Here is a 22,113-nt window from a genome sequence, read left to right as displayed (position 1 = left end):
GACCGGCAGCGCCAGGCCTTCGCCGAGGGCGGCGTGGCGGCGGTCACCGCCCTCGTCACCGGCGAGACGGCGGCGCCGTGAGCGGCGGGCGCCCCCGCGCACGCCGGGGGACCACACGGGCCGCGACCGCGCGCCGGGACCACATCCGCCGGGACCGCGTCCGCCCGTCACCGCCGGGTCACCCGGATGGCGGTACGGGGGCCGACGAGGTCCCCGCCCGCGCCACAGCGCACGCCTGTCGCACCACCAGGGCGCAGATGTCGCGTTCCGAGCCCGCTCGGCCGTTTCCACGGCCGCCCGGCGGATACCCGGCGCCCATGACCGCCACGACCCTTTCCCCGGGGAGCTCACCGGGAAGTTCCCCGGAGAGTTCCCCGGGAGCGACAGGCGAGGGCTGCCTACGCTGGTACCGGCGCGGTGGCCCGCGCCGCCGCCGGGAGGGTCGGGACGGTCTCCCAGGACGTCAGCACGCGCGGAACCCCACGCGCCCCGCGTACGTCCGCCTCCGCGCCGGTTCCGCCGGCACCCACGGAGGAACGGACACACCAGGGGCGCACACAGCCGACCCGCCGTACGAAGCGGCTCGCGACGCCAGGAGCACGCGTACTCGTACTTGTACGCGTACGAGTACCGGAACTCCCGGCGCCGGACAGCGAGCGCGACGACGACGGCACGCGGCGGGGGCCGCCGTGGACCACGAGTGTGAAGGGAAAACACCCCTGTGCAACGGGTGAAAGAAGTGCTCCGGCAGGTGGGCAGGGCCTACTCCCCGCAGGAGAACCGCGGACTGCGCGGACACCTGGCGGCCGTCGCCGCGTTCGGCGCCTACACGGCGGCCTGGGGCGTGGCCGTCGGCGTGCGCAAGGCGAAACTGCCGGACCGCCACGACCCCCTGGACGTCCTTTTCACGGCGGCCGCCACCTTCCGGCTCAGCCGCCTGATCAGCAAGGGCTCCGTCACCAGCCCGCTGCGGGCGCCGTTCACCCGCTACGAGGAGGCGACGGGCCCCGCCGAGGTCAGCGAGGAGGCGCGGGGCGGCGCCGCGAGGTCGACCGTGGGCGAGCTCGTCACCTGCCCGTTCTGCCTCAGCGTCTGGATGACGGCGACCCTCACCGGCGCCCATCTGCTGTGGCCGCGCGCCACCCGGGCCGTGACGGGAGGCGTCACCGCCCTGGCGGCCGCCGATGTCATGCAACTCAGCTACGACAACCTCATCCAGAAGAACAGCGAGTGACCCGGCCCGCCCCCGCCGCGCACGACCGGAAGGAGCGGACCGTGCCACCCGACGAAACCGTGCCACCCGACGGGACCGTGCCACCCGACGAAACCGCGCTGCCCGACGGGACCACGGACGCCCGCGCCCGCCGGCCCACGGGCGCGGGTCTCGCGGCCCGCCTGGCCCAGCGCGTCGCGCGCCGACGCCAGGCCCCGGCCCTGCACCCGTACGGCGTCACCTGCGACGCCCTGCTCACCGTGCGGCCGACCGGCCGTCCCTGGGGCGAGCCGTGGCTCGACGAGCCCGGCGAGTACGCGGTCAGGTTGCGCTGGTCACGCGCCGTCGGCCTGCCCGGCAGGCTGCCGGACGCCCTGGGACTCGCGGTACGCGTGTACGACGCCGACGGGCCGGGCAGCCTCCTGGACCTGCTGCTCACCAGCAGCGGCAGCGGACGGCGGACCCGGCACCTGCCGCTGCCGCGCCTCGACGCCCTGGCCGGGCCGTACTCCACCCTGCTGCCCTACCGGATCGGCGGCCAAGAAGCACTGCTGGCCGTCCACCCCGTCGTCACCTCGCCCCTCGTCCCCAACACGCTGGCGAGGCTGCGCGCGGCCGTGGAGGCCGAGCCCCTGGCCTTCGACCTGTGCGCCGCGCCGCCCGGCCGGGCCTGGCGGGCCCTGGGCACCCTCACCACCGGCCCCCTCCACGACCGGCCGCCCGACGACCGCGTCGCGTACGACCCCTACCTCAACCGCCTTCCCCACCTGCGGCCGACAGCCTGGCTCAGCGGGCTCCGGGAGGCCGCGTACGCCGCCTCGCGCCGGGGGCGCGGGGCCGCCGACCCCACGGAGCCGTGATCCGCGCCGCGACCTCCGTTCAAGACCCGCCTCAGGCGGTGTTCGTGGCCTCCGGCCGAGCGCGGGGGCGGTCACCCGGCCAGGCGCTCCGCGAGGAGGAACGCGCCGATGCCGATCATCATGACGCCGCTGGCGCGGGTCACCGCGCGGGCCGCCGAGGGCCGGGCCTTCAGGACGATCCCCGCCAGCGCGCCGACGCCCAGGTAGACCACGGCGCAGCTCGCCATGTGCAGGGTGCCGAGCACACCGCTCTGGGCGGCCACCGGCCAGGCCGCGTCGGGGTGGATGAACTGCGGGAACAGCGAGAAGTACAGCAGCAGCGCCTTCGGGTTGAGGCCGCTGGTCCCGACGCCCTTCCACGCGATCCGCCAGCGGGACGCGGCCAGGGGCTCGGCGGCGGCCTGCGGGCTCACCGGGCTCGCCAGGACGCTCCAGCCGAGCCACACCAGGTACACCGAGCCGAGGACGGTCAGCGCCGTCAGCAGGGTCGTCGAGCCGGCCACGATCACGACCAGGCCCGCCACCGCGAGCAGCGTGTAACCGGCGTACCCGAGGACGAGGCCGGCGACCGCGGGGACCACCGACCGCTCCCGCATCCCCGCGGCGATCGCGTACGCCCAGTCCGCCCCCGGCGTGACGACCAGCAGGAGGTCCACCGCCAGGAACGCCGCCACCGTACCCGTGTCCATGCTGAACCGATCCCTCTTCCCTCTCGGGCCCCGGGCGACCCGAGGCCTTGTGATCATGTGTTTTCCGAGAGGGAAGGTTAGGAGTTGCGGGCTCGAAAGTGTTTCTGTTCTTACCTCGCAGCGCCCTGTACTGAGGGAGAATCTTCTCCATGGACGCCCTTGACCGGAAGATTCTGACCGAGCTCCAGCAGGACGGCCGGCTCACGGTGACGGAGCTGGCCGCCCGCGTGCGGCTGAGCGTCTCCCCGTGCCACCGCCGCGTACGGGACCTGGAGAAGAGCGGCGCGATCCGCGGCTACCGGGCGGTGGTCGACCCGGCGGCGCTCGGCCTGCACTTCGAGGCGCTCGTGTTCGTCACGCTGCGCTGGGAGGACCGCGACACCGTCATCGCGTTCGAGAAGGCCGTGGCCGAGGTGGCGCAGGTGATCCAGGCCCAGCGCCTGTTCGGCGAGCCGGACTACCTGCTGCGGGTCGCCACCGCCGACCTGGCGGCCTTCCAGCGCCTCTACGACGAGCAGCTCGCCATACTCCCGGGGGTGCACCGCCTGACCTCCACGCTGGTCATGAAGCACGTGGTGGACGACCGCCCCCTGCCCCAGTGACCACCGCCGGACCGGGCCCGGCTCCCGGGCCGGGCACGACCCGGCCCCGGTCGAGGGTCACGACCGCGTCGGCGGCGGCGAGGCCCGCGCGCTCGTGGGTGACCAGGAGCGTGGTCCGGCCGCGGGTGGCGTCGAGGACGTCGGCGAGCACCGCGGCGGCGGTGGCCGGGTCGAGGCCCTCGGTGGGCTCGTCCAGGACGAGGACGGGCGGGTCGGCGAGCAGCGCGCGGGCCAGCAGCAGGCGGCGGCGCTGGCCGCCCGACAGGGTGGCGCCGTCCCCGCCGACGACGGTGTCCCAGCCCGCGGGCAGCGCCTCGATCCACTCCAGCAGCCGGGCCCGGCGCGCCGCCTCGCGCAGCTCGGCGTCCGTGGCGCCGGGCCGAACCAGGAGCAGGTTCGCGCGGATCGTGGTGTGGAAGAGGTGCGCGTCCTGCGTCATGCCGGTGATCACCCGGCGTACGTCGGCCGCCGCGCAGTCGCGCAGCTCCCGCCCGCCCAGGCGGACGCTCCCGGCCTCGTACGGCACGAACCGCATGAGGGCCGCGAGCAGCGTCGACTTGCCCGAGCCGCTGGCGCCCACGAGGACGACCCGGTGGCCGGGCGGCAGCCGCAGGTCCACCCCGTCCAGGGCCGGGGGCCCGCCCGGCCGGTGCCGCACCCGCAGGCCGGTGATCTCCACGCCGAGGGGCCCGGCGGCCGGCAGGGGCACCGGGGCGGGCGGGTCCGTCACCGGCGGCGGCGTGTCGAAGAGGGCGGCCAGCCGGCGCGCGGAGGCCCGTACGTCACCGAGGCGGCGGGCGGCCGCGGGCAACGGCGCGAGCGCCTCGAAGGACACCAGCGCGAGCACCGCGAGGACGGTCAGGTGCACGGCGGGCAGCGCCCCGGCCGCGTGCGCCCGCAGCCCGAGCGCCACGACACCGGCCGTCGCCGCGCCCTGGAGCAGCAGCACCACGGCCGCGGCCGCGGAGGTGGTCAGCGCCTTGCGGCGCTCGCACGCGGCGATCCGCGCCGACACCCGGCGCAGCCGCTCCTGGGCGCGGTCCTGGGCCCCGTACGCGGCCAGGTCCGCCGCTCCCCGGGTCAGGTCCAGGGTGAGCGCCGCCAGTTCGGCGCGGGCCGCCTTCTCCGTACGGCCCGCCCGGCGGGACGCCCCGAGCACCGCGGCGGGCACGAGGAGCCCCGTCCCGGCCAGCGCAACCCCGAGCAGGACGCCCGCCCCCGGCAGCAGCACCAGGGCGGTCCCGGTGGCGGCCGCGGCGACCGCGCAGGCGGCTGTGGCGGGCAGGAGGATCCGCAGGAGCAGGTCCTGGGCCGCGTCCACGTCGTCGACCAGGCGGGTCAGCAGGTCGCCGTCGCGGAACGCGGGGGTGCCCGCCGGAGCGAGCGGCACCAGCGCCTCGTACACCCGGACGCGGAACCCCGCGACGGCCCGCAGGACGCCGTCGTGGCCGAGCAGCCGGTCGGCGTAGCGCAGCGCCCCGCGCCCCAGGGCCAGGGCGCGGACCGCGACGATCGCGAGGCTCACGGAGGCGAGCGGCGGCTGCTCGGCGGCGCGGGTGATGAGCCAGGCGGCGGTGGCGGTCAGCGCGGCCCCGGCCAGCTCGGTGCCGGCCGCGGCGAGCGCGGCGGGCAGCAGCACGCGCCGGTACGGCAGCAGGTGCCGCAGCAGCCGGGCGGTGGGGCGGGGACCGCGAGCCGCGGTGACGGGCAGGGCCATGACGCGATCGGCCTTTCTGCGGGGCCCGGTGCGGGCGCGGGGTGCGGGGTGTGTGTGCGGGCGGGGTGTGCCTCGCCCGCGGGCGGGGGTGGACGTGCCGGTCACGGGGCCACCAGGCCCTTCCGCGGCTCCGCCGGGCCTTCCCCCGGTTCCGCCCGGCCGTCTTGCGGTCCCGCCAGGTGTTCCTGAGGTGCCATCAGGACCTCCGGAGGACCGGCAAGGCCTGCCAGGTCCTCCCACGGCTGTGCGGAGGTGAGGCGGCCCGCGCGGACGGTCACGACCCGGTCGGCGTGCGGGAGCAGGGCCGTGCGGTGGGCGACCACCAAGGACGTGCGGCCGCGCATGAGGTCCACCGTGGCGCGCGTGACGGCGGCCTCGCTCTCCGGGTCGAGGTGGGCGGTCGGTTCGTCGAGGAGCAGCACGGGGGCGTCCTTGAGGAACGCCCGGGCCAGCGCGATCCGCTGCCGCTGCCCGGCGGAGAGCCCGGCGCCGCGCTCGCCGAGCACGGTGTCGTACGCGTGCGGCAGCTCCTCGACGAAGCCGTCGGCCGCGGCGGCGCGGGCCGCCCGCCGCACCTCGGCGTCGCTCGCGTCCGGCCGCCCGAGGCGGATGTTGTCCGCGACGGACGCCGCGAACAGGTGCGGCCGCTGCGGCACCCACGCCACCTGGGCACGCCACGCGTCGAGGTCCAGGCGCGCCAGGTCGGTGCCGCCGGCCGTGACCCGGCCCGACGCGGGCGGCACGAAGCCGAGGAACAGCGCGAGCAGCGTGGACTTGCCCGCGCCGCTCGGGCCGACGAGGGCCACGTGCTCCCCGGCCCGTACGTGGAGCGACACCGCGCACAGGGCGGGCGCGGCCCGGCCCGGGTGGCGGACCGTGACGCCCTCCAGGCGCAGGGGAGCCGTGCGGGCGGCGGGCACCGCCTTCGGCGTAACCCGCGCCCCCTTCGGCGTAACCTGCACCCCCCTCGGCGCACCCCGCACCCCCCTCGGCGTATCCCGCGCCCCCTCCGACGCACCCCGTGGTGTCTGCCCAGGTACTTGCCCGAGCCGTTCCTCCGGCTGCCGCCGCGGCTCCTCCTCGTCGAGGAGCGCGAAGACCCGTTCGGCCACCGCGACGCCCTCGGCGCTCTCGTGGAAGGCCGCGCCCGCGGCTCGTAGCGGAAGGTACGCCTCGGGCGCGAGGAACAGCACGGTCAGCGCCGTCCGCAGGTCCACCCCGCCGTGGAGCAGCCGCAGCCCGACCGGCACGGCCACCAGGGCGACGGACAGGGTGGCGACCGTCTCCAGGACGAAGGACGACAGGAACGCCACCCGCAGCGTGCGCACGGTGGCCCGCCGGTGGGCGTCCGCCATCTCGCCCACCACCCGCGCCTGGTGCCGCTCGCGGCCGAACGCGCGCAGCGTCGGCAGCCCGGTCACCACGTCGAGGAAGTGGCCGCCGAGGCGCGCCAGCAACCGCCACTGCCGGGCCGTGCGCCGGGCGGTGTGCAGGCCGACCAGCGCGCCGAACACGGGGATGAGCGGCAGCGTCACCACGACGACCAGCGCCGAGGTCCAGTCGGTCCACCACAGCCAGGCCACGACCGTCAGGGGCACCACGGCGGTGGCCGCCGTCGCGGGCAGCCGGCCCACCACGTACGGGTCCAGGGCGTCGAGACCGCGGGTGAGCAGCGTGGCCGTCCCGCCGTGGTCCCCGGCCGCGAGCCGCGGCGGACCGGTGTGCCGCAGCCGCTGGGTCACCCGGTCGCGCAGCGCGCGCTTGGCGTCGGCCGCGGCGCGCCCGGCGAGCACGCCGCGGACCCAGGACAGCAGGGCCCGCAGCGCCATGACGGCGCCCAGGGCCACCAGCGGCGCGGCCCGCGGCCGGTGCCCGGCGAAGCCGTCCGCGAGGACCGCCGAGAGCAGGACCGCCTGGGCGACGACGAGCCCGGCACCGAGCAGCGCAAGGGCCGCGGCGGTCGTCAAGTGGCGCCGCAGTACGGGCACTTCGCGCAGCAGGCGGCGTTCGACGGGCTTCATGGTGGGGGACCTCTCGTCGGGGGAGTGGCGTCGCGCGGCGGGTGGACAGGTGAGGGTCGGCGCACCGGGGGCTCAGGCCCCGAGGCGGGCCGCTCCCGCCGCGCACGGGGCCGGCCGCCGTCACAACGGGGCCGGCCGCCGTCACAACGGGGCCGGTCGCCGCACGCGGAGGCGGCTGTCGCGCGGGGCGGCTCCGGCCCGGTGCGGCGGCCGCGGCTCAGAAGTAGCTCGGGTGGCGGCGCCCTGTGCGCCCCCGGAACGCCCACCAGCTCCAGGACTGGTAGGCGAGGATCACCGGGATCAGTACGACCCCGAACGCGGTCAGGACCGTCAGGGTGGCGGAGTCCGTCACGGCTTCGTGGAGCGTCATCCCGCCTCCCGCCGACGCCTTGAGGACGTACGGGTAGTGCCCCGCGCCCACCAGTGCCACGGGCAGCAGCGCCGCGCCGGAGGTGGCGGCGAACGCCCGGGCGCGGTGCCCGCGCGAGAGGCACCACCAGGCTCCGGCGAGGGCCGCAGCCAGCAGGGCGGCGAGGACGGCCGACGTCGCGCGGTTGACCGGGGAGGCGCCCGCGCCGAAGAGCGTGAGCAGCAGCGGGAGGCAGCCCACGGCGCCGGTCGCCCGTACGAGCGTCGTACCCAAACTCCCTGCCCTGGCGGCGAGTTCTGGGGCGGAGCGCAGGGCGACGAAGGCCGCCCCGTGCGCCGCGAACAGCAGCGCGGTGGTCGCCCCGCAGGCCAGCACGAACGGCGTCAGCACCTCGCCGGGCCCCACGTGGAAGCTCCCGTCGGCCCGCCGGGGCACGCCGTGCAGCAGCAGGCCGAGGACGAGGCCCCAGCACAGGGCGGGCAGCGCCCCGCCGCACGCGATCAGGGCGCCCCACCACCGGCGGCCGCGCGGGCCCCGGGCGCGGCCGCGGAGCTGGACGGCGGCGTTGCCGACCACGAGCCCGGCGAGGATCGCCACGATCAGCGGGTACAGGCCGGAGAGCAGACTGCCCTCCAGGTGCGGGAAGGCGCCGAACAGGACGCCGGTGAAGGCGACCAGCCACACCTCGTTGCCCAGGAAGAACGGGGCCATGGCGTCGAGGGCGGCGTTCCGGCCGGCGGGCGGGGGACCGGTGGCGGCGGGGGCCCGGGGCGCTTCCCCGGCGCCCGGGCCGCCGCTCCGGCCGCCGAGGAACGGGTGCAGCATCTGTACGCCGTAGTCGTATCCGCCGAGCACGAAGTACCCGGCGAGCAGCAGCCCGAGCAGGGCCAGCCAGAAGGTCTCCAGACTCATTGCGCTCAACTCTCCTTCGCGGAAGGGTGCCTGCGGAGCGGGCTCAGAAGGCCGGCACCGGTTGCTTCTCGCCGGTGCCGCCGCCAGGCGCGTCGCCGGAGCCGTCCCCGGGTACGTCGTCGGGGAGCGGCTCGGTCGCGCCGAGCTGCGTCGCCTCCGGGCCGCGCCGGGCGAAGCGGACCAGTAGCGTCCAGTTCACCGCCGCCAGCGCCACGAAGAGCGTGATGAACAGGGCGCAGGACACCGCGAGCGAGGCCGTCCCGACGGGGGACAGCGCATCGTCGACCCGCAACTCCCCGTACACCAGCCAGGGTTGGCGACCGACCTCGCGGAAGGCCCAGCCGCCCGCCGAGGCGATGAAGGGGAACGGGATCATCGCGGCCATCAGGTACGCGAGGGGACGCCACCGCACCAGCCAGTCCTTCCACAGCAGCAGGACGGCGACGAGGGTGATGGTGGAGACGGTGTTGCCGATGATCGTCATCGTGTCCATGGAGATCCGCAGCCACAGGTGCCAGGGCGCGCCGCCGTCCTCCAGGGCGTCCAGCTTCCGCGGCTGCGTCCGGTCGAGGAGCGGGAACTGGAGGTCCCCGACGATGATGACGAAGAACGAGGCGAGGGTGGCCACCCAGACGCCCAGGCGCAGGGAACCGCGGAACTGGTCCATGGCCTTCGCGCCCCTCAGGCAGTGCACGGCGCTGATCCCGGCGACGAAGACACCGCCCGTGGTCAGCGCGGCGAGCGTGACGTGGGCGAGGGCCAGCAGGGCGCTCGGGTTGGTGAGCAGCGCCCCGAAGTCGGTCAGGTAGGCCTCGCCGTCGCGGACTTCGTAACCGACGGGGTGCTGCATGAACCCGTTGGCGACGAGGATCCAGTACGCCGACGCGTACGCGGTCAGGGCCACCAGCCAGATGAGCGTGACGTGCACGCCGCGGCGCAGCCGGCCCCAGCCGAAGATCCACATGCCGAGGAAGGTGGACTCGGCGAAGAAGGCGATGAGGGTCTCCAGCGCGAGCGGCGCCCCGAAGACATTGCCCGCGAACTTGCTCAGGCCGCTCCAGCTCAGCCCGAACTGGAACTCCATGACGAGGCCGGTGACGATGCCGACCGCGTAGTTGATGATGTAGAGCTGGCCCCAGAAGCGCGTCATGCGCTCCCGGGCGGCCCTTGCGGCGGGGTCGCGGGTGAACGCGGCCCGGGTGTGCAGGATCGCCACGAGGGGGACGAGCCCCATGGTGAGGATCACGAACAGCCAGTGGATGCCGGTGGTGGCCGCGAACTGCAGTCGCGCCAGATCCGCAGCGCTCATGGGGTGGCCTTTCCGGGGTCGGGGGACAGGGAGGCAGGTGGACGGGGGGGCAGGCGGACAGGGGGAACGGGCGGACAGGAGGAACGGGCAGTCGTGCGGACGGGGGCAGTCGTGCGGATGGGCAAGGGCGGGCCCCCGCGTCGCGTGTGCAGGTGGCGGCCGTGACGGTCCCCACCTGCGCGGTGGCCCTGGTGAAGACCGTAGGGAGAGGCGCTCATGCGTTCCACGACCAGTTTTGCTATGTGATGATGACGCCGAAGGCATGAGTGAAGGTGAGCCGTGGATCTGCTGCAGTTGCGTTACTTCCAAGTCGTCGCCCGGTACGAGCACATCAGCCGCGCCGCGGAGGAACTGCGGGTCGCCCAGCCCTCGCTGAGCCGCTCCATCGCGCGCCTGGAGGCCGACCTCGGGTCACCGCTCTTCGACCGGCAGGGCCGCCGCATCCGGCTCAACCAGTACGGCGAGATGTTCCTGCGCCACGTCGACCGCGCCCTCAGCGAGCTCGACGACGGCCGCAGGGCCGTGCGCGAGGCGCGGGACACGGGGCTCGGCCGGGTCCGCGTCGCCTCCGAGACCCTGCTGACGGTCACCCCGCTGCTCGGCAGCTTCCGGGCCGCCCACCCCCGCGCCGACGTGCGGCTCTTCCAGTCGGACGCCGAGGACATGGACCGCCGGCTGCGCGCCGGGGAGGTCGACTTCTGCGTGGCCTCGCAGCCGCTGACCGGGCCGCGCCTCGCGTCGGTGGAGCTGGCCCGCGAAGAGGTGCTGCTCGCCGTCCCCTACGGCCACCGGCTCGACGGGCGCGAGAGCGTGACCGTCCGCGAGCTCGCCGACGAGCCCTTCGTCACCACCCGCCCCGGCCACTGGCAACGCGCCCTGCTCGACCGGCTGTTCGCCGCCGAGGGGCTGACGCCCCGGCTGTCCTGCGAGGGGAACGAGCCGGCCGCCAGCCAGGACATGATCAGCGCGGGCCTCGGCATCGGCCTCATCCCGGCGGTGTCCCGCAGGGCCGGCACCGAGACGCGCGTCCCCGTCGCCTGGGTGCGCGTGGACGCCCCCGGCTGCCACCGGGTGCTCACCCTGGTGTGGAACCGCGACGCCTACCTGTCCGAAGCCGCCCGGAAGTTCCGGGAGTTCACCACCAGCAGGCCCTTCATGACCCACCGCCTGCCCGACGCGCGCCGCGACCGCGCCCCCCGGTCCGTCCTGGCGCGCGGACACCTCCTCTGATACGTTCCAACGCGCTGCCGTCGTCCCCGGCCGAGGATGTGGTGTGTCCGAACGGCCGGAGCGCACGGGTGAGTTGGCAGGGGTGTCGCGTCCCCCACCAACCCCGGCGGCATCGGTGCGCCATCCGCACCACCCCGCCACCGGCCCCGGCAGCATCGGTGCGCCTTCCGCACCACGATCCGATGTCCCTGTGACCGGCACCCGTCGCCCCCGCGCGCTCTCGCGCCCGGCCGGGTGCCTCCGAGGAGTACTCATGCCCAAGATCACGTACGTCGCCGCCGACGGGACCGAGCAGGCCCTCGAGGTCCCCCTCGGCACGAGCGTCATGCGCGGCGCCGTCCTGAACGACGTCGACGGCATCGTCGCCCAGTGCGGCGGCAACGCGCAGTGCGCCACGTGCCACGTGTACGTCGACGAGACCACGCTCGACAAGCTGGCGCCGGCCGCGCCGGACGAGGACGAGATGCTCGACTTCACCGCCTGCCCGCGCCGGCCCAACAGCAGGCTGAGCTGCCAGCTCGACGTGACCGGTGACCTGGACGGCCTGATCGTCCACCTGCCCGAGCGGCAGAACTGATGGCCAACGACGAGCGGCCCGACTCCGTGGTCGTCGTGGGCGCGGGCCAGGGCGGCTACCAGACGGCGGCGTCCCTGCGCGAGTTCGGCTACCAGGGGCGCGTCACCCTCATCAGCGCCGAGGACGCGCTGCCCTACGAACGCCCGCCGCTGTCCAAGGCGTACCTCAAGGGGACGGCGGACGAGGCGCAGCTCTGGCTGCGGCCCGCCACCTACTACGTGCGCCAGTCCATCGACCTCGTCAAGGGGACCGTCACCGGCATCGACCCGGCCGCCCGCACCGTCCGCCTCGCCGACGGCTCCGGCTACGACTACGGGCACCTCGTCCTCGCCACCGGGGCCCGGCCGCGGGCGCTCGGCGTGCCGGGCGCCGGGCTGCGCGGCGTGCACACGCTGCGCACCGCGCGGGACGCCGTCGCCCTGCGCACGGCGCTCTCCTCGGCCCGGCGGATGGTCGTCGTGGGGGCCGGGTTCATCGGCCTGGAGTGCGCCGCCGCGGCCCGCGCGTCGGGGTGCGCGGTGACGGTGGTCGAGGCGCTCGACCGCCCGCTCGCCCGGGTGCTGTCCGCGCGCGGCGCCGCGCACTTCACGCGGCTGCACGAACGGGAGGGCACCCGCCTGCTGTTCGGGCAGGGCGTGGCGGCCCTGCACGGCAACAGCCGCGGCGGCGTGGACGCGGTCGAGCTCGCCGACGGCCGGCGGCTGCCCGCCGACCTGGTCCTGATCGGCGTCGGGGTCGCCCCGCGCACCGAACTGGCCGCCGCGGCCGGGCTCCCGGTGGGCGACGGCATCACGGTCGACGCGTCCCTGCTGACCGCGGACCCGCACATCTCCGCCGTCGGCGACTGCGCGGCGTTCCCGTACGCGCGCTCCGGGAACCGGCTGCGCCTGGAGTCGGTGCAGAACGCCGTCGGACAGGCCCGGCTCGTCGCCGAACGGCTCACGGGGTCACCGCGGGCCTACGACGACCTGCCCTGGTTCTGGAGCGAGCAGTTCTCCACGACCGTGCAGATCGCCGGGCTCGCCGAGGCGTACGACACCGAGGTGGTGCTCGGCGAGTACCCCGACGCGTACTCGGTGCTCCTCTTCGAGGGGCAGGAGCTGCGGGCGGTCGAGTCCGTCAACCGGCCCACCGACCACATCGCCGCCCGCCGCCTCCTCGGCCGCGGGATCAAGGTGAGCCCCGCCGACGCCACGGCGCCCGGCTTCACCCTCAAGGGCCACCTCGCGAGCCACCGGCCAGGCCCCGGGGCGCCCGGCTGAGCGCGGTCCCGGAGCGTCCCGCCGGTGTCCGCCCCGCCCGTGGGCAGGGCGGACACCGCGCGGGCACGCGCGCCGCACCGCCGTGCCGCCACGGCCGACGAGCGTAAGGTGGCCGGGTGTTCGACTCGCCCGACTTCGACCTCACGCCGTACGCCGAGTTCGACACGGCGGCGTCCGTGCGGCGCACCTACTGCAGTTGGCACGACGCCGGCTGGCGCTCCCTGCTCGTCCAGCGCTTCACCCACGCGCGCCGGGCCGAGGACCTGCCGCTGCCCGGCGTGTCCGACCTGCACCTGGTGCTCTGCACCGGCGGCGACGCGACGATGCGGACCCGCAGCGGGGGCCGTGCCGCCCGGCGGCGCTGGATCCCCGGCCGCCTGGAACTCATGGTCCCCGGCCGGTCCACCGTGCGCAGCTACCACGCGGCCGCGGCCCTGCACAGCGTCCAGGTGCACATACCCCGGGCCACGGTGGAGCGGACCGCCGCCGAACTGGGCGGCCCCGCACCCGACTTCGAGGCCCTGGCGGCGGGCCTCGCCACGGGGGACACGGTGGTGGAGCACCTCCTGCGCGGCCTCCCGGCCGCCAGGGACACGGACGACCTGTACGCGGAGGCGGCCGCGGCGTTCCTCACGACCCACCTGCTGACCCGGGGCCGGGGCCACGCCCCGGCGGGCCCCGAGCACGCGGCGGTCCGCGACGCCGTCGCGCTCATGCGGGAGCGCCTCGCCGATCCGCTGACGCTCGCGGACATCGCCGCCGGCGTACGGCTGAGCGTGTACCACTTCCTCCGCGTCTTCCGCGACGCCACCGGTGAGACACCGCACCGCTACCTCACCCGGCTGCGGATCGAGGAGGCGCGGCGGCTGCTCACCGACACCGACCTCACCCTCGCCCGGATCGCCGAACGCTGCGGCTTCGCCGGCCCCGGAAGCCTGTCCGCGGCCTTCCTGAAACACGTCGGAGTCCGGCCGTCGGCGTACCGCGACAAGTGAGGGGCGCACCCGGCTCAGAGCCCGGGCGCCGCCCCCGCCCGCACCCTCACCACTGACCGGGCCGCTCCCGTCCGCACCGCGCCACCGACCGGGCTGCTCCCGTCCGCGCCGCGCCACCGACCGGGCTCCGTACCGCAGCACCGTACGGGCGACGGCGACGGCGACGGCGGACACAAGGACACGCACCCCGGGCACCGCAATTCCGGAGCGGCAGGACGGCAATCCCGCGCATGTCCGGGGCCGCAGACTCCGGCCTAGCGTGGCGGCATGCCGTACACCTACACCGTCACCTCCCGCTCCCCGGCGCACCCGGAGACCGTGTTCGCCGTGCTCGTCCGTGCCGGGACCTGGCCGTCGTGGTCACCGATCGACGACGCCGCCGTCGAGGGCGGCGGCGACCCGCTCGAACCCCAGCAGGTCGGCGACACCCGGATCTTCCGCACCGGCCGGACGGTCGCCCGCGAACGCGTCGTCGAGCTCGTGCCCGGCCGGCGCTTCGGCTACGTGAACGACGGCGGGGTGTTCCGCTCCTACCGCGGCACCGTCGAACTGACTCCGGTGCCGCACGGCGGGACCGACATCACGTGGTCGGCCGTCTTCGAGCCCAGACTGCCCCTGTCGGGCCCGTTCTGGCGCTGGTACCTGACCCGCTTCATGGGGCGCATGGCCGAGGGCCTGGCCACCTACGCCGGCGCGGTACCCGACCGCGACACGGCGTCCTGACACCGCCGGGCGGCGGCCCCCTCAACCGCGGTCCCCGGCGAGCAGCGCGGCCGCCGCCGCGAGGAGGTCCTTGTTGCGGTCGAGGACGTCCCGCTCGGTGAGCCGGTGCAGCGCGTCCGCCCGCACGCCGAGGTCCTCCAGCGGTACGTCGACGTTGCCGCGGGCCCGGGTGGCGCGCCGCAGCGCGACGCGGAAGCCGGCGCCGCGCGGCAGGTCGCCGAGCAGCTCGGGCAGCCACACGCGCAGCAGGTCGTACGTCCACACGTTGGCGCCGCCCGCGCCGGTGCGGGGCGCCGTGCCGAGGACGGGGCCGAGGCCGTTGTCCTGGAAACCGGCGGCGAAGACGTCGGCCGCCGAATACGACAGCGCGTCGGTGACCAGGACCTTCGGGCCGTGGTGGCGCGGCAGCCCGGCGGCGACGGCCTCGGGGTCGGTGAGCGGGAAGGCCTGCGAGTACAGCTCACCGGTCTCCAGCGCCGCGTGGATCGAGGCGGCCCAGACGCGGAACCCCGGGTGGGCGCGCGCGAGCGCGAGCGCGGCGCGGGAGGTGGACAGGGAGAAGCTGACCGGCACCACGGGGGCGGGGCTCAGCACCTGCAACGCGGCCTCCGCGGCCGGGACGTGGCCGCCGGGGTTGCCGCGGATGTCGACGATCAGCCCGCCCTCCGGGGCGCGCGCCGCGACCCCGGCCACGTGCTCGGCGAAGCGGCGCGCGCCCGCGACGTTGAACGAGAAGATGCGCAGGTACCCGTACGCGCGCCCCCGGACGCGCAGCGTGCGGTGGCCGACGACGCCGCGCAGCGTCCGCGCCGCCGGGCGGCGGGCCGGCGACGGCGCGAAGAGGTCCCGTTTGACGTGGCGCGCGACCTCGCCGCCGACGTCGATGCCGAGGCCCGTCGCGAGGGTCGGGACGGGGTCCTGGGCGCGCCCCGCGTGCTGCTCGGCGGCCCGCACGCGCCAGGGCACACGGGTCTCGCGCAGGCGCCCGCCCCGGGTGCGGTAGGACAGCAGCACCCAGTGCTCGTCGGGCGGCGGGGCCGTGCGCAGCGGGCGCAGCGTCAGCGACTCCAGGCCGCGGGCGAGGCGCGCGTCGGGGTGGGAGCCCGCCTGCGCGGCGGCGTGCCGCTCGACCGCCCGCTCGATCGGCACCCCGTTCCAGGACCGCAGCTCGGCGCCCGCGTCGAGGCCCGCGTGCACGAGCGCGGGGTCGATCTTGGAGACGATGTGGTGGGGCGTCCCGTCGGGGTCGGCGTAGCGCTCCACGAGGAACCCCAGCGTGGCCACGTGGCCCCGGTAGGGGTCGGGCAGCTGGTAGCCGGTGTGCAGGTCGCGCAAGCCCCGGAAGACGTCCGTGAGCTCGGCGTTGAACTGGAGCTCGCTCAGGGGCGGCAGCCGGCGCTCCAGGAGGCGCAGCCGCTGCACGGGGTCGGTGGCGTGCATCGCCCGCTTGAGCGGGAGGTGGACGTACAGCTCCTCGAGCAGCACGCGGGCGGCGGCCACGAGCCGGTGGCGGTCGGCGAGCGGCAGCGGCTCGGCCCCGGCCCGCTCCAGGAACTCCGCGAGCCCGGTCGAGTCCGGCAGCGCGCGGGCGGGCTCGGCGACCACGCGGCTCACGGGTAGTAGCCCGCGAGGTGCTGGAGCTGCGGCACGCCCGCGCGGGCCACGGTGGCGAGGAAGGCGCTGTCGTGGGCGAGCGGGTCGAGGCGCGGGACAACCAGGTCCAGCGGGACCTCTCCGGCGGCGGCGAAGGCGCCCGTGTCGCCCTCGGGCATGTCACCGAAGAGGGCGAGCGGCGCCTCGGGGTCGTCGAGCGGCCCGCCCCAGTCCGCGAGCGCGTCCTGCGCGGCGCGCCAGGCGCCCACCGGGTCGGCCCGGACCCTCTCCAGGGCGCGCCGGACGCCGGGCCAGTCGAGCGTGGCGTCGGCCCGCCCCGGCTCGCGCACCGCCACCCGGCGCCTGACCCCGGCGACCGTGAGCGCGCTGGTGTCGCGCGCCCCGGCGGCGGTCATCAGCGACGGCGTGCCGTAGAACGGACGGCCGCGCACCAGGACCAGGCGGACGTGCCGCTCGGTCGCGTCGATCAGGTTGCGGTACGGGTCCCGCGCCGGATCGTGGCGTTCGAGGACGAGCAGGTCCGCGGCGCTGCCCCGCTCCAGGCGCCCGACCTGCGGGCCCCAGGCGGTGGCCAGCGCGTCGCCGGGGTGGGCGGTGACCATGTCGCACAGCTCCCGGTCGCCGAAGTGCCCGCCGAACTCGTGGCGGTTGACGGCGTCGGCGACCTTCAGCTCGCCGAGCACGTTCTTGGTCCCCGACGGCGACCAGTCGGAGCCGAGCGCGACGCGCAGCCCCTTCCTGTCCGCCTCCACGACGTCCGTGGTCGTGTGGTACAGCCAGTAGTTCGAGAAGGGCGACCAGACGACGGTGCCCTTCTCCCCGGGGTCGACGGCCCGCACCGAGCGCTGCCACTTCGCGAAGTCGGCCCCGGTCAGCGCGGTGCCGTGCACACCGATCAGGCCCGGCCTCAGGCACGGCTCCAGGTCCTCGAACTCGCGGTGGACGATCGAGCCGGGGCGGCCCTCCGCGACGTGGTAGATCAGCAGCCGGGTGCCGTCGAGCCTGGGCGCCCGGTCCTCGCGCAGCACCTCGGCGTCGAGCTGGAGCGCGGCCGTCATCACCATGTCGGCACCGGCGGGCAGCTTCTCGTTGTCGATGATCCGCAGCAGCCAGCCGTCGACGGGGCGCGTCGACAGCGGCGCGCCCTGCACCGCCGTGGTCCCGCCCACCAGCGCCCGCACCTCGACGTACTTGAGCAGCGCCTCGGGCGCCGCCTGGCCGAGCACCTTGGCGGGCCAGGTGACCGACGTCGCGTAGTCGGGCGGGCGCCGCTCGTCGACCCAGCGGTCGTGGTGCTGGTAGGGGACTCCGGCCGCCTCCCACAGCGGGAGGGTGTTGTAGAGCAGGTGGTTGTGGAGGTCGATCAGGCCGGGCAGGACCAGCGCGCCCGTGTCGATCACCGGGGCCGCGGTGAACCCGGCGGGCGCGGCCCGGTCGGCGGGCCGTACCGCGGCGAGCCGCCCGTCGTCCCCCACGTACACGGCGCCGGGATCGAGGATCCGGTGGTCGCTGTCGAAGGTGACCACCGTGCCGCGCAGGACGAGCGCCATCAGCCCGGTGCCTTCCAGATCAGCGTGTGCTTGTCGTCCGGCGACGGGCGGCTCACGGAGTTCCGCGGCCCGCCCGCCCCAGCCCGTACCCAGGCGTCGTCGCCGAGGAAGCGGGGCGCGCCGAAGGGCAGGTCACGCCGGGGGACGGCGCCGTAGTCGGACTCCCGGAACTCCGTGCCGTAGTTCGGGCCGGTGGTGTCCCCGTCGTCGTCCGGCGTCACGACCGCCCGCAGCTCGGTGACGGCGGCCCGCCAGGCGCTCAGCAGCGCCACCGGGTCGTGGCTTGAGGGGTGCGGGACCTCCACGAGCGGGACCGGGGGCCGCCCGCTCCACAGCCGCACGGCCTCCTGCGCCATGAACCCCATCGCGACGACCGCCTGGAGCGCCCGGCCCGTCGCCCGGTCGAAGACGGCGTTGCGCCACGCGAGCTGGTCCGGGTCGCCGAGCCGGTCCTTCATGGCCGGGGCCCGGCTGGGGTGCACCGCGTACGCCCACGCGTTCAGGCACACGTACGAGCGGGTCAGGCCCAGCTTCGTGAGGAAGCCCTGCACCCGCTGGCCCGCGTTGCCGACCAGGCTGCGCCCGGCGATCCGCTCGGTCGGCCCGGGGTCCGAGGCCACGATCAGCACACGGGCGGAGCCGTCGAGGCGGCCGCGGTGGAAGACCGGCCCCCAGTCGAACCAGAAGGCGTCCTCGACGGGCGGCTCCGGCACCTGTTCGAGGAGTGCGGCGAACGAGGCCGTCGGCCCCCGGTCGAACTCCGCCATGGCTGACTCCCGGTCGACGTCGGGCATGGACGAGCGCCTCCTCACCAGCCGGAACCGGGGCCCGGCGGCCACCACCGGTTCCGCGTACGCCCCGACCTCAGTGCAGCACCCCGCACCGGGCCTCGCAAACCGTGACATAGTTCATCGCCGCTCAGCCGCTCGGGACGATTCCCGGCCAGGTCGGTGCGGTAGGGGCGTGATGACGATCACGAGAGACAACCCGCCGCGCCGCTCAGGCATCTCACTGAGCGATCAAGAAGACGCTACATACCGCTTTCGGCCATATGGCCGGTATGCGGCAGCACGATGAACAGTTCGTAGAAAGAAAGCACGCCATCTCATGTTCTCCGGAGTCCGCCGCCTCGCGCCCACGACCCGTCGCGACCTCCTCACGGCCGCCGCGCTGTGCGCGATCGTCCCCGTCGGGATGGCGGCCGCCTCGGGGGCCCGGGACGCGTCGTCGTCGGCCGGACCGAAGCACCAGCCCCCGGCCCTGACCACGGTGTCGCCCTCGGGCACCTGGACCGCCGCCGGGCGGGCGCCCAGGACCGCGGAGTCCGTCGTGCAGATCGTCGCCCACCCCGACGACGACCTGTTCTTCCTCAACCCGGAGGTCGGCCAGTCCCTGCGCAGCGGCCGCCCCCTCACCACGATCTACCTCACCTCCGGCGAGGCCAACGGCATCAACGCCCCGCGGCGCAAGGACGCGCAGCCCCGGCTCTTCCCCGCCGAGCGCGACTACGCCAAGTACACCAAGGCCCGGCAGAACGGCATCCGCGCCGCCTACGCCGAGATGGTCACCGGCGACGCCACCCACCCGTGGCGGCGCACCGTCATCGCCACGGCGGGCGGCGGCCAGGCCGAGCTGGACACGCTCCAGGGCCACCCGCACATCCAGTTGGTGTGGACGCTGCTGCACGAGGCCGGCAGCATCACCGGCGACCGCCCGCACAGCCTGCACGGCCTGTGGGACGGACGGGTGCGCGCCCTCGGCTCCCAGCTCGCGCACGGCGGCGCGGTCGCCCGGAACTTCGCCTACGACCGCGAGCAGCTCATCCGCACCCTCACCGGCTACCTGGAGCGCTTCCGGCCCACCCAGGTGCGGATGCAGAACCCCACCCCCGGCCGCCTCGACCGGAACCTGAAGTGCGCCGACCACCAGGACCACCGCTACGGCGCCCGCTTCGTCCAGGAGGCCCTCGCCCGCTACGCCTCCCTCGGCGGGCGCCCCCACTTCACCGTCCAGACGTACATCGGCTACTTCAACGGCGGCCTGCCCGGAGCCCTCGACCCGGCCTCCGGGGCGTCCAAGGCCCGCACCATCGACACGTACGCCGGTGACGGCGGCGCGCCGAACGCCTGCAAGGACGACGCGGGCTGCGGCGACCGCAAGGTGGCCGCCCACCCCAAGCGCAACTGGACCAACACCATCCACCACGCCGGCGACACCGGCACCAACTGGCTGCTGACCGGCAAGGACGGCACCCTGTCGGCCTTCGCCGTCCTCGACGGCCGCATCGCCCAGTGGCACCGCCCGGCCGGCACCGGCGGCCGCGCCGCCCAGGCCCGCTGGAGCGGCCCCGCCTTCCTCACCGGCACCGGCTTCGACGCGGGCATCCAGCCGGTCGCCCTGCCCGACGGCCGCCTCGCCGTCTACGGCACCCGCACCGTCCTCGGCGCGGGCCCGGCCGCCTACCAGCGGGAAGCCGGCTACACCGAGCAGCGCCGCCCGGGCTCCGCCTTCGGGCCCTGGCGCTCCCTGGGCACCCCGGAACAGTCCGACCTCGTCGGCACCTCCGACATCAGCGCCCCCGCGGTGTCGGTGGGCGCCGACGGCGCCACGACGGTGTTCCTGCGCGACAGCGCCCACCAGCTCACCGCCCGCACCCGGCTGCCGGGCGGCACCTGGGCACCCTGGCAGGCCCTCGGCGGCAAGGCGGTCCACAGCGACCCCGTCACGGCCACCGACAGCACGGGCCGCGCCTACGTCCTCGCCGCCACGCCCCACACGGTCCTCGCCTGGGTCCAGGACCGGCCGGGCGGTCCCGTGCGCGGCCCGCTGGCCACCGGGCTGCCGCCCACCACGCTCCCGCTCACCGTCCGGCCCGACGGCGACGGCGTCCGCGTCTACTTCCGCCGCCCCCACTCCGGCAACCTCCGCACCGCCCACCTGCGCGCGAGCGACCTGACGCCCGTCCGCGACCCGCGCGGCACCCGCGCCGGCGCACCCGCCCGCGTCACCGACCTGGGCGGCGCCGGCGGCTACGGCCCGGCGAGCGTCACCCCCGCAGGCTGGGGCGACGCCCTGCTGGCGGCGCGGTCCAGCACCGGGGACCTCGCCACCGCCTGGCTGCCGGCCGGGGTGGACCCGCGGCCGCAGCGGTGGAGCCGCACCGGCTTCCTCCTCGCCGGCGCCCCCTCGGGCACCGCGACCGGGTCGGGCGGCGTCGTCCTCACCGCGCTCGGCCTCGACGGGCGGCTGTACTGGACGCAGACCCCGCGGAAGGGCGCCCGCTTCGCCCCCTGGCAGCCGGTCGACGCGGCCGCCACGGCCCGCGGCGACGTCTCGGCGACCCCGGCGAGGTCGGCGACGTGACCCGGGCGGCCGGCCGCGACCCGCGCGAGGCGTACTTCGACAACGCGAAGTTCCTCCTCATCGTGCTGGTCGCCCTCGGACACGCCTGGGAACAGATCGTCGCGGACACGCACGCGCTGCGCGCCGTCCACACCGTGGTGTACGGCTTCCACATGCCGGCGTTCACCCTGCTGTGCGGCTACTTCTCGCAGCGCTTCACCGCGCGGCCCGACCAGGTCCGCCGCCTGCTCTCCTCGGTGCTCCTGCCGTACCTCGCCTTCGAGGCCCTGTACGCCGCGGCGAACAGCGCGGTACGCGACGAACCCTTCGCGTACACCCCCACGGAGCCCACCTATCTGTGCTGGTTCCTCGTCGCGCTGTTCCTGTGGCGGCTGAGCACGCCCCTGTGGCGGGCCGTGCGCTACCCCCTGGCCGTCAGCGTCCTCGTCTCGCTCACCGCCGGGCTCACCACCATGGGCTACGACCTGGCCCTGCCCCGGGTGCTGATGTTCCTGCCCTGGTTCGTCCTCGGGCTGCGCCTGCGGCCCCGGCACTTCGAGCTCCTGACCACCCGCACGGCACGCCGCTGCGCCGTGCCGGTGCTGGTGCTCGCCGGGGCCGTGGCGTACCGGCTCGCCCCCGGCCCCGACGACCACTGGCTGTCCATGGACGTGGGCCGCGCCGACCTGGGCGTGTCCTGGCAGGCGTACCTGGCGCTGCGCCTCGCCCTCTTCGCGGCCGGCGCGGCCCTGGTCGCGGCCTTCTTCGCTTGCGTCCCGAGGCGGCGTACCCCCTTCACGGCACTGGGCGCCGTCACCATGTACCCCTACCTGCTGCACGGGTTCCTGCTCCGCGCGGGCGAGGCCGCCGGGATCTACCCGGCGCTGAAGGACCTGGGCGCGCGCGGCCAGGTCCTGCTGTCCGCGGCCGTCGTCACCGCGGTGGTGCTGCTGTCGACGTCTCCCGTCCGCCGGGTGTTCCGCCCGCTCGTCGAACCGCCCCTGCCGCCCCTGCGGACCGCACCGGCACCGACCCCCGCCGACCCGGTGGCCGTACGGTCCCCGGAGCGCGCGCGGAAGTAGCACCTGGCGGCCCGCGGCGGTGACCTCCCGGCGCACACGGTGCCG

18 protein-coding genes are annotated in these 22,113 nt (G+C 75.8%); 10 read left to right on the top strand and 8 right to left on the bottom strand.

All coding sequences use genetic code 11. The features are described 5' to 3' along the window. Positions 1-751: 751 nt before the first annotated feature. Entirely contained in the window at positions 752-1,234 is a 483-nt protein-coding gene (locus tag QK440_RS16345) for a DUF1360 domain-containing protein (RefSeq protein WP_282793826.1), read from the top strand. 41 nt (positions 1,235-1,275) lie between these two features. Next, positions 1,276-2,073, top strand: coding sequence for a phosphodiesterase (locus QK440_RS16340; protein ID WP_282793825.1), 798 nt, complete (start codon positions 1,276-1,278; stop codon positions 2,071-2,073). Between the two features lie 71 nt (positions 2,074-2,144). On the opposite strand, the gene QK440_RS16335 is transcribed toward QK440_RS16340, so the two are convergent. Continuing rightward, a complete protein-coding gene (locus QK440_RS16335; protein ID WP_282793824.1) occupies positions 2,145-2,762 on the bottom strand; it encodes a LysE family translocator in 618 nt (205 codons plus the stop codon). A gap of 149 nt (positions 2,763-2,911) precedes the next feature. On the opposite strand from QK440_RS16335, the gene QK440_RS16330 reads away from it, so the two are divergent. Next, positions 2,912-3,364: an Lrp/AsnC family transcriptional regulator gene (locus QK440_RS16330; protein ID WP_282793823.1), complete on the top strand. Its 453-nt coding sequence runs from the start codon at positions 2,912-2,914 to the stop codon at positions 3,362-3,364. On the opposite strand, the gene cydC is transcribed toward QK440_RS16330, so the two are convergent. The 4 genes from cydC to QK440_RS16310 all read right to left on the bottom strand — a co-directional run bounded on the left by cydC (position 3,324) and on the right by QK440_RS16310 (position 9,693). Then, positions 3,324-5,081, bottom strand: a complete 1,758-nt coding sequence (gene cydC / locus QK440_RS16325) for a thiol reductant ABC exporter subunit CydC (protein ID WP_282793822.1) — start codon at positions 5,079-5,081, stop codon at positions 3,324-3,326. The genes QK440_RS16330 and cydC overlap by 41 nt on opposite strands. 101 nt (positions 5,082-5,182) lie before the next feature. After that, the gene (gene cydD, locus QK440_RS16320) at positions 5,183-7,102 is read right to left on the bottom strand and encodes a thiol reductant ABC exporter subunit CydD (protein ID WP_282793821.1); all 1,920 of its coding nucleotides are present in this window, start codon (positions 7,100-7,102) and stop codon (positions 5,183-5,185) included. A gap of 217 nt (positions 7,103-7,319) precedes the next feature. Further along, positions 7,320-8,384 (bottom strand): cytochrome d ubiquinol oxidase subunit II, encoded by a 1,065-nt coding sequence (locus tag QK440_RS16315; RefSeq protein ID WP_282793820.1) that lies wholly within the window; start codon positions 8,382-8,384, stop codon positions 7,320-7,322. Positions 8,385-8,427: 43 nt separating this feature from the next. Continuing rightward, positions 8,428-9,693: a cytochrome ubiquinol oxidase subunit I gene (locus QK440_RS16310; RefSeq protein WP_282793819.1), complete on the bottom strand. Its 1,266-nt coding sequence runs from the start codon at positions 9,691-9,693 to the stop codon at positions 8,428-8,430. A gap of 279 nt (positions 9,694-9,972) precedes the next feature. Here QK440_RS16310 and QK440_RS16305 point away from each other — a divergent pair, with 279 nt between their 5' ends. The 5 genes from QK440_RS16305 (at position 9,973) to QK440_RS16285 (ending at position 14,480) form a co-directional block, all read left to right on the top strand. Beyond that, on the top strand, positions 9,973-10,923 hold the full coding sequence (locus QK440_RS16305; RefSeq protein ID WP_282793818.1) for a LysR substrate-binding domain-containing protein: 951 nt from the start codon (positions 9,973-9,975) through the stop codon (positions 10,921-10,923). 253 nt (positions 10,924-11,176) lie between these two features. After that, the gene (locus QK440_RS16300) at positions 11,177-11,500 is read left to right on the top strand and encodes a 2Fe-2S iron-sulfur cluster-binding protein (protein ID WP_282793817.1); all 324 of its coding nucleotides are present in this window, start codon (positions 11,177-11,179) and stop codon (positions 11,498-11,500) included. Beyond that, entirely contained in the window at positions 11,500-12,762 is a 1,263-nt protein-coding gene (locus QK440_RS16295) for an FAD/NAD(P)-binding oxidoreductase (protein ID WP_282793816.1), read from the top strand. The genes QK440_RS16300 and QK440_RS16295 overlap by 1 nt, the downstream gene beginning before the upstream one ends. Before the next feature lie 116 nt (positions 12,763-12,878). Next, on the top strand, positions 12,879-13,757 hold the full coding sequence (locus QK440_RS16290) for an AraC family transcriptional regulator (RefSeq protein WP_282793815.1): 879 nt from the start codon (positions 12,879-12,881) through the stop codon (positions 13,755-13,757). 267 nt (positions 13,758-14,024) lie between these two features. Beyond that, complete coding sequence (locus QK440_RS16285) at positions 14,025-14,480, top strand: SRPBCC family protein (protein ID WP_282793814.1); 456 nt, start codon at positions 14,025-14,027, stop codon at positions 14,478-14,480. Positions 14,481-14,501: 21 nt separating this feature from the next. Here the strand turns inward: QK440_RS16285 and QK440_RS16280 are convergent, their stop codons facing one another. Genes QK440_RS16280 through QK440_RS16270 form a run of 3 tightly spaced genes read right to left on the bottom strand, consistent with a single transcriptional unit; the run spans position 14,502 to position 18,438 of the window. Further along, the gene (locus QK440_RS16280) at positions 14,502-16,094 is read right to left on the bottom strand and encodes a S41 family peptidase (RefSeq protein WP_282793813.1); all 1,593 of its coding nucleotides are present in this window, start codon (positions 16,092-16,094) and stop codon (positions 14,502-14,504) included. After that, complete coding sequence (locus QK440_RS16275) at positions 16,091-17,644, bottom strand: amidohydrolase family protein (RefSeq protein ID WP_282793812.1); 1,554 nt, start codon at positions 17,642-17,644, stop codon at positions 16,091-16,093. Before QK440_RS16275 ends, QK440_RS16280 begins: the two co-directional genes overlap by 4 nt. Continuing rightward, complete coding sequence (locus QK440_RS16270; protein WP_282793811.1) at positions 17,644-18,438, bottom strand: uracil-DNA glycosylase family protein; 795 nt, start codon at positions 18,436-18,438, stop codon at positions 17,644-17,646. Before QK440_RS16270 ends, QK440_RS16275 begins: the two co-directional genes overlap by 1 nt. A gap of 313 nt (positions 18,439-18,751) precedes the next feature. Between QK440_RS16270 and QK440_RS16265 the strand changes: the two genes are divergently transcribed. Beyond that, positions 18,752-21,007 (top strand): PIG-L family deacetylase, encoded by a 2,256-nt coding sequence (locus tag QK440_RS16265; protein WP_282793810.1) that lies wholly within the window; start codon positions 18,752-18,754, stop codon positions 21,005-21,007. Beyond that, the gene (locus QK440_RS16260; protein ID WP_282793809.1) at positions 21,004-22,068 is read left to right on the top strand and encodes an acyltransferase family protein; all 1,065 of its coding nucleotides are present in this window, start codon (positions 21,004-21,006) and stop codon (positions 22,066-22,068) included. The genes QK440_RS16265 and QK440_RS16260 overlap by 4 nt, the downstream gene beginning before the upstream one ends. Positions 22,069-22,113 lie beyond the last annotated feature (45 nt).

The organism is Streptomyces sp. CC224B (assembly GCF_030010595.1).
GTDB classification, from domain to species: Bacteria; Actinomycetota; Actinomycetes; order Streptomycetales; family Streptomycetaceae; genus Streptomyces; species Streptomyces longispororuber.
Note: the sequence above shows the minus strand (reverse complement) of the source record. Positions and strands in the feature narration are given on the sequence as shown.

Excerpts from the sequence above, each read along its gene's own strand:
- QK440_RS16275 (WP_282793812.1), bottom strand. The coding sequence starts at position 17,644 with ATGGCGCTCGTCCTGCGCGGCACGGTGGTCACCTTCGACAGCGACCAC.
- QK440_RS16300 (WP_282793817.1), top strand. The coding sequence starts at position 11,177 with ATGCCCAAGATCACGTACGTCGCCGCCGACGGGACCGAGCAGGCCCTC.
- QK440_RS16330 (WP_282793823.1), top strand. The coding sequence starts at position 2,912 with ATGGACGCCCTTGACCGGAAGATTCTGACCGAGCTCCAGCAGGACGGC.
- cydD (WP_282793821.1), bottom strand. The coding sequence starts at position 7,102 with ATGAAGCCCGTCGAACGCCGCCTGCTGCGCGAAGTGCCCGTACTGCGG.
- QK440_RS16285 (WP_282793814.1), top strand. The coding sequence starts at position 14,025 with ATGCCGTACACCTACACCGTCACCTCCCGCTCCCCGGCGCACCCGGAG.
- cydC (WP_282793822.1), bottom strand. The coding sequence starts at position 5,081 with ATGGCCCTGCCCGTCACCGCGGCTCGCGGTCCCCGCCCCACCGCCCGG.
- QK440_RS16295 (WP_282793816.1), top strand. The coding sequence starts at position 11,500 with ATGGCCAACGACGAGCGGCCCGACTCCGTGGTCGTCGTGGGCGCGGGC.
- QK440_RS16310 (WP_282793819.1), bottom strand. The coding sequence starts at position 9,693 with ATGAGCGCTGCGGATCTGGCGCGACTGCAGTTCGCGGCCACCACCGGC.
- QK440_RS16270 (WP_282793811.1), bottom strand. The coding sequence starts at position 18,438 with ATGCCCGACGTCGACCGGGAGTCAGCCATGGCGGAGTTCGACCGGGGG.
- QK440_RS16315 (WP_282793820.1), bottom strand. The coding sequence starts at position 8,384 with ATGAGTCTGGAGACCTTCTGGCTGGCCCTGCTCGGGCTGCTGCTCGCC.
- QK440_RS16335 (WP_282793824.1), bottom strand. The coding sequence starts at position 2,762 with ATGGACACGGGTACGGTGGCGGCGTTCCTGGCGGTGGACCTCCTGCTG.
- QK440_RS16265 (WP_282793810.1), top strand. The coding sequence starts at position 18,752 with ATGTTCTCCGGAGTCCGCCGCCTCGCGCCCACGACCCGTCGCGACCTC.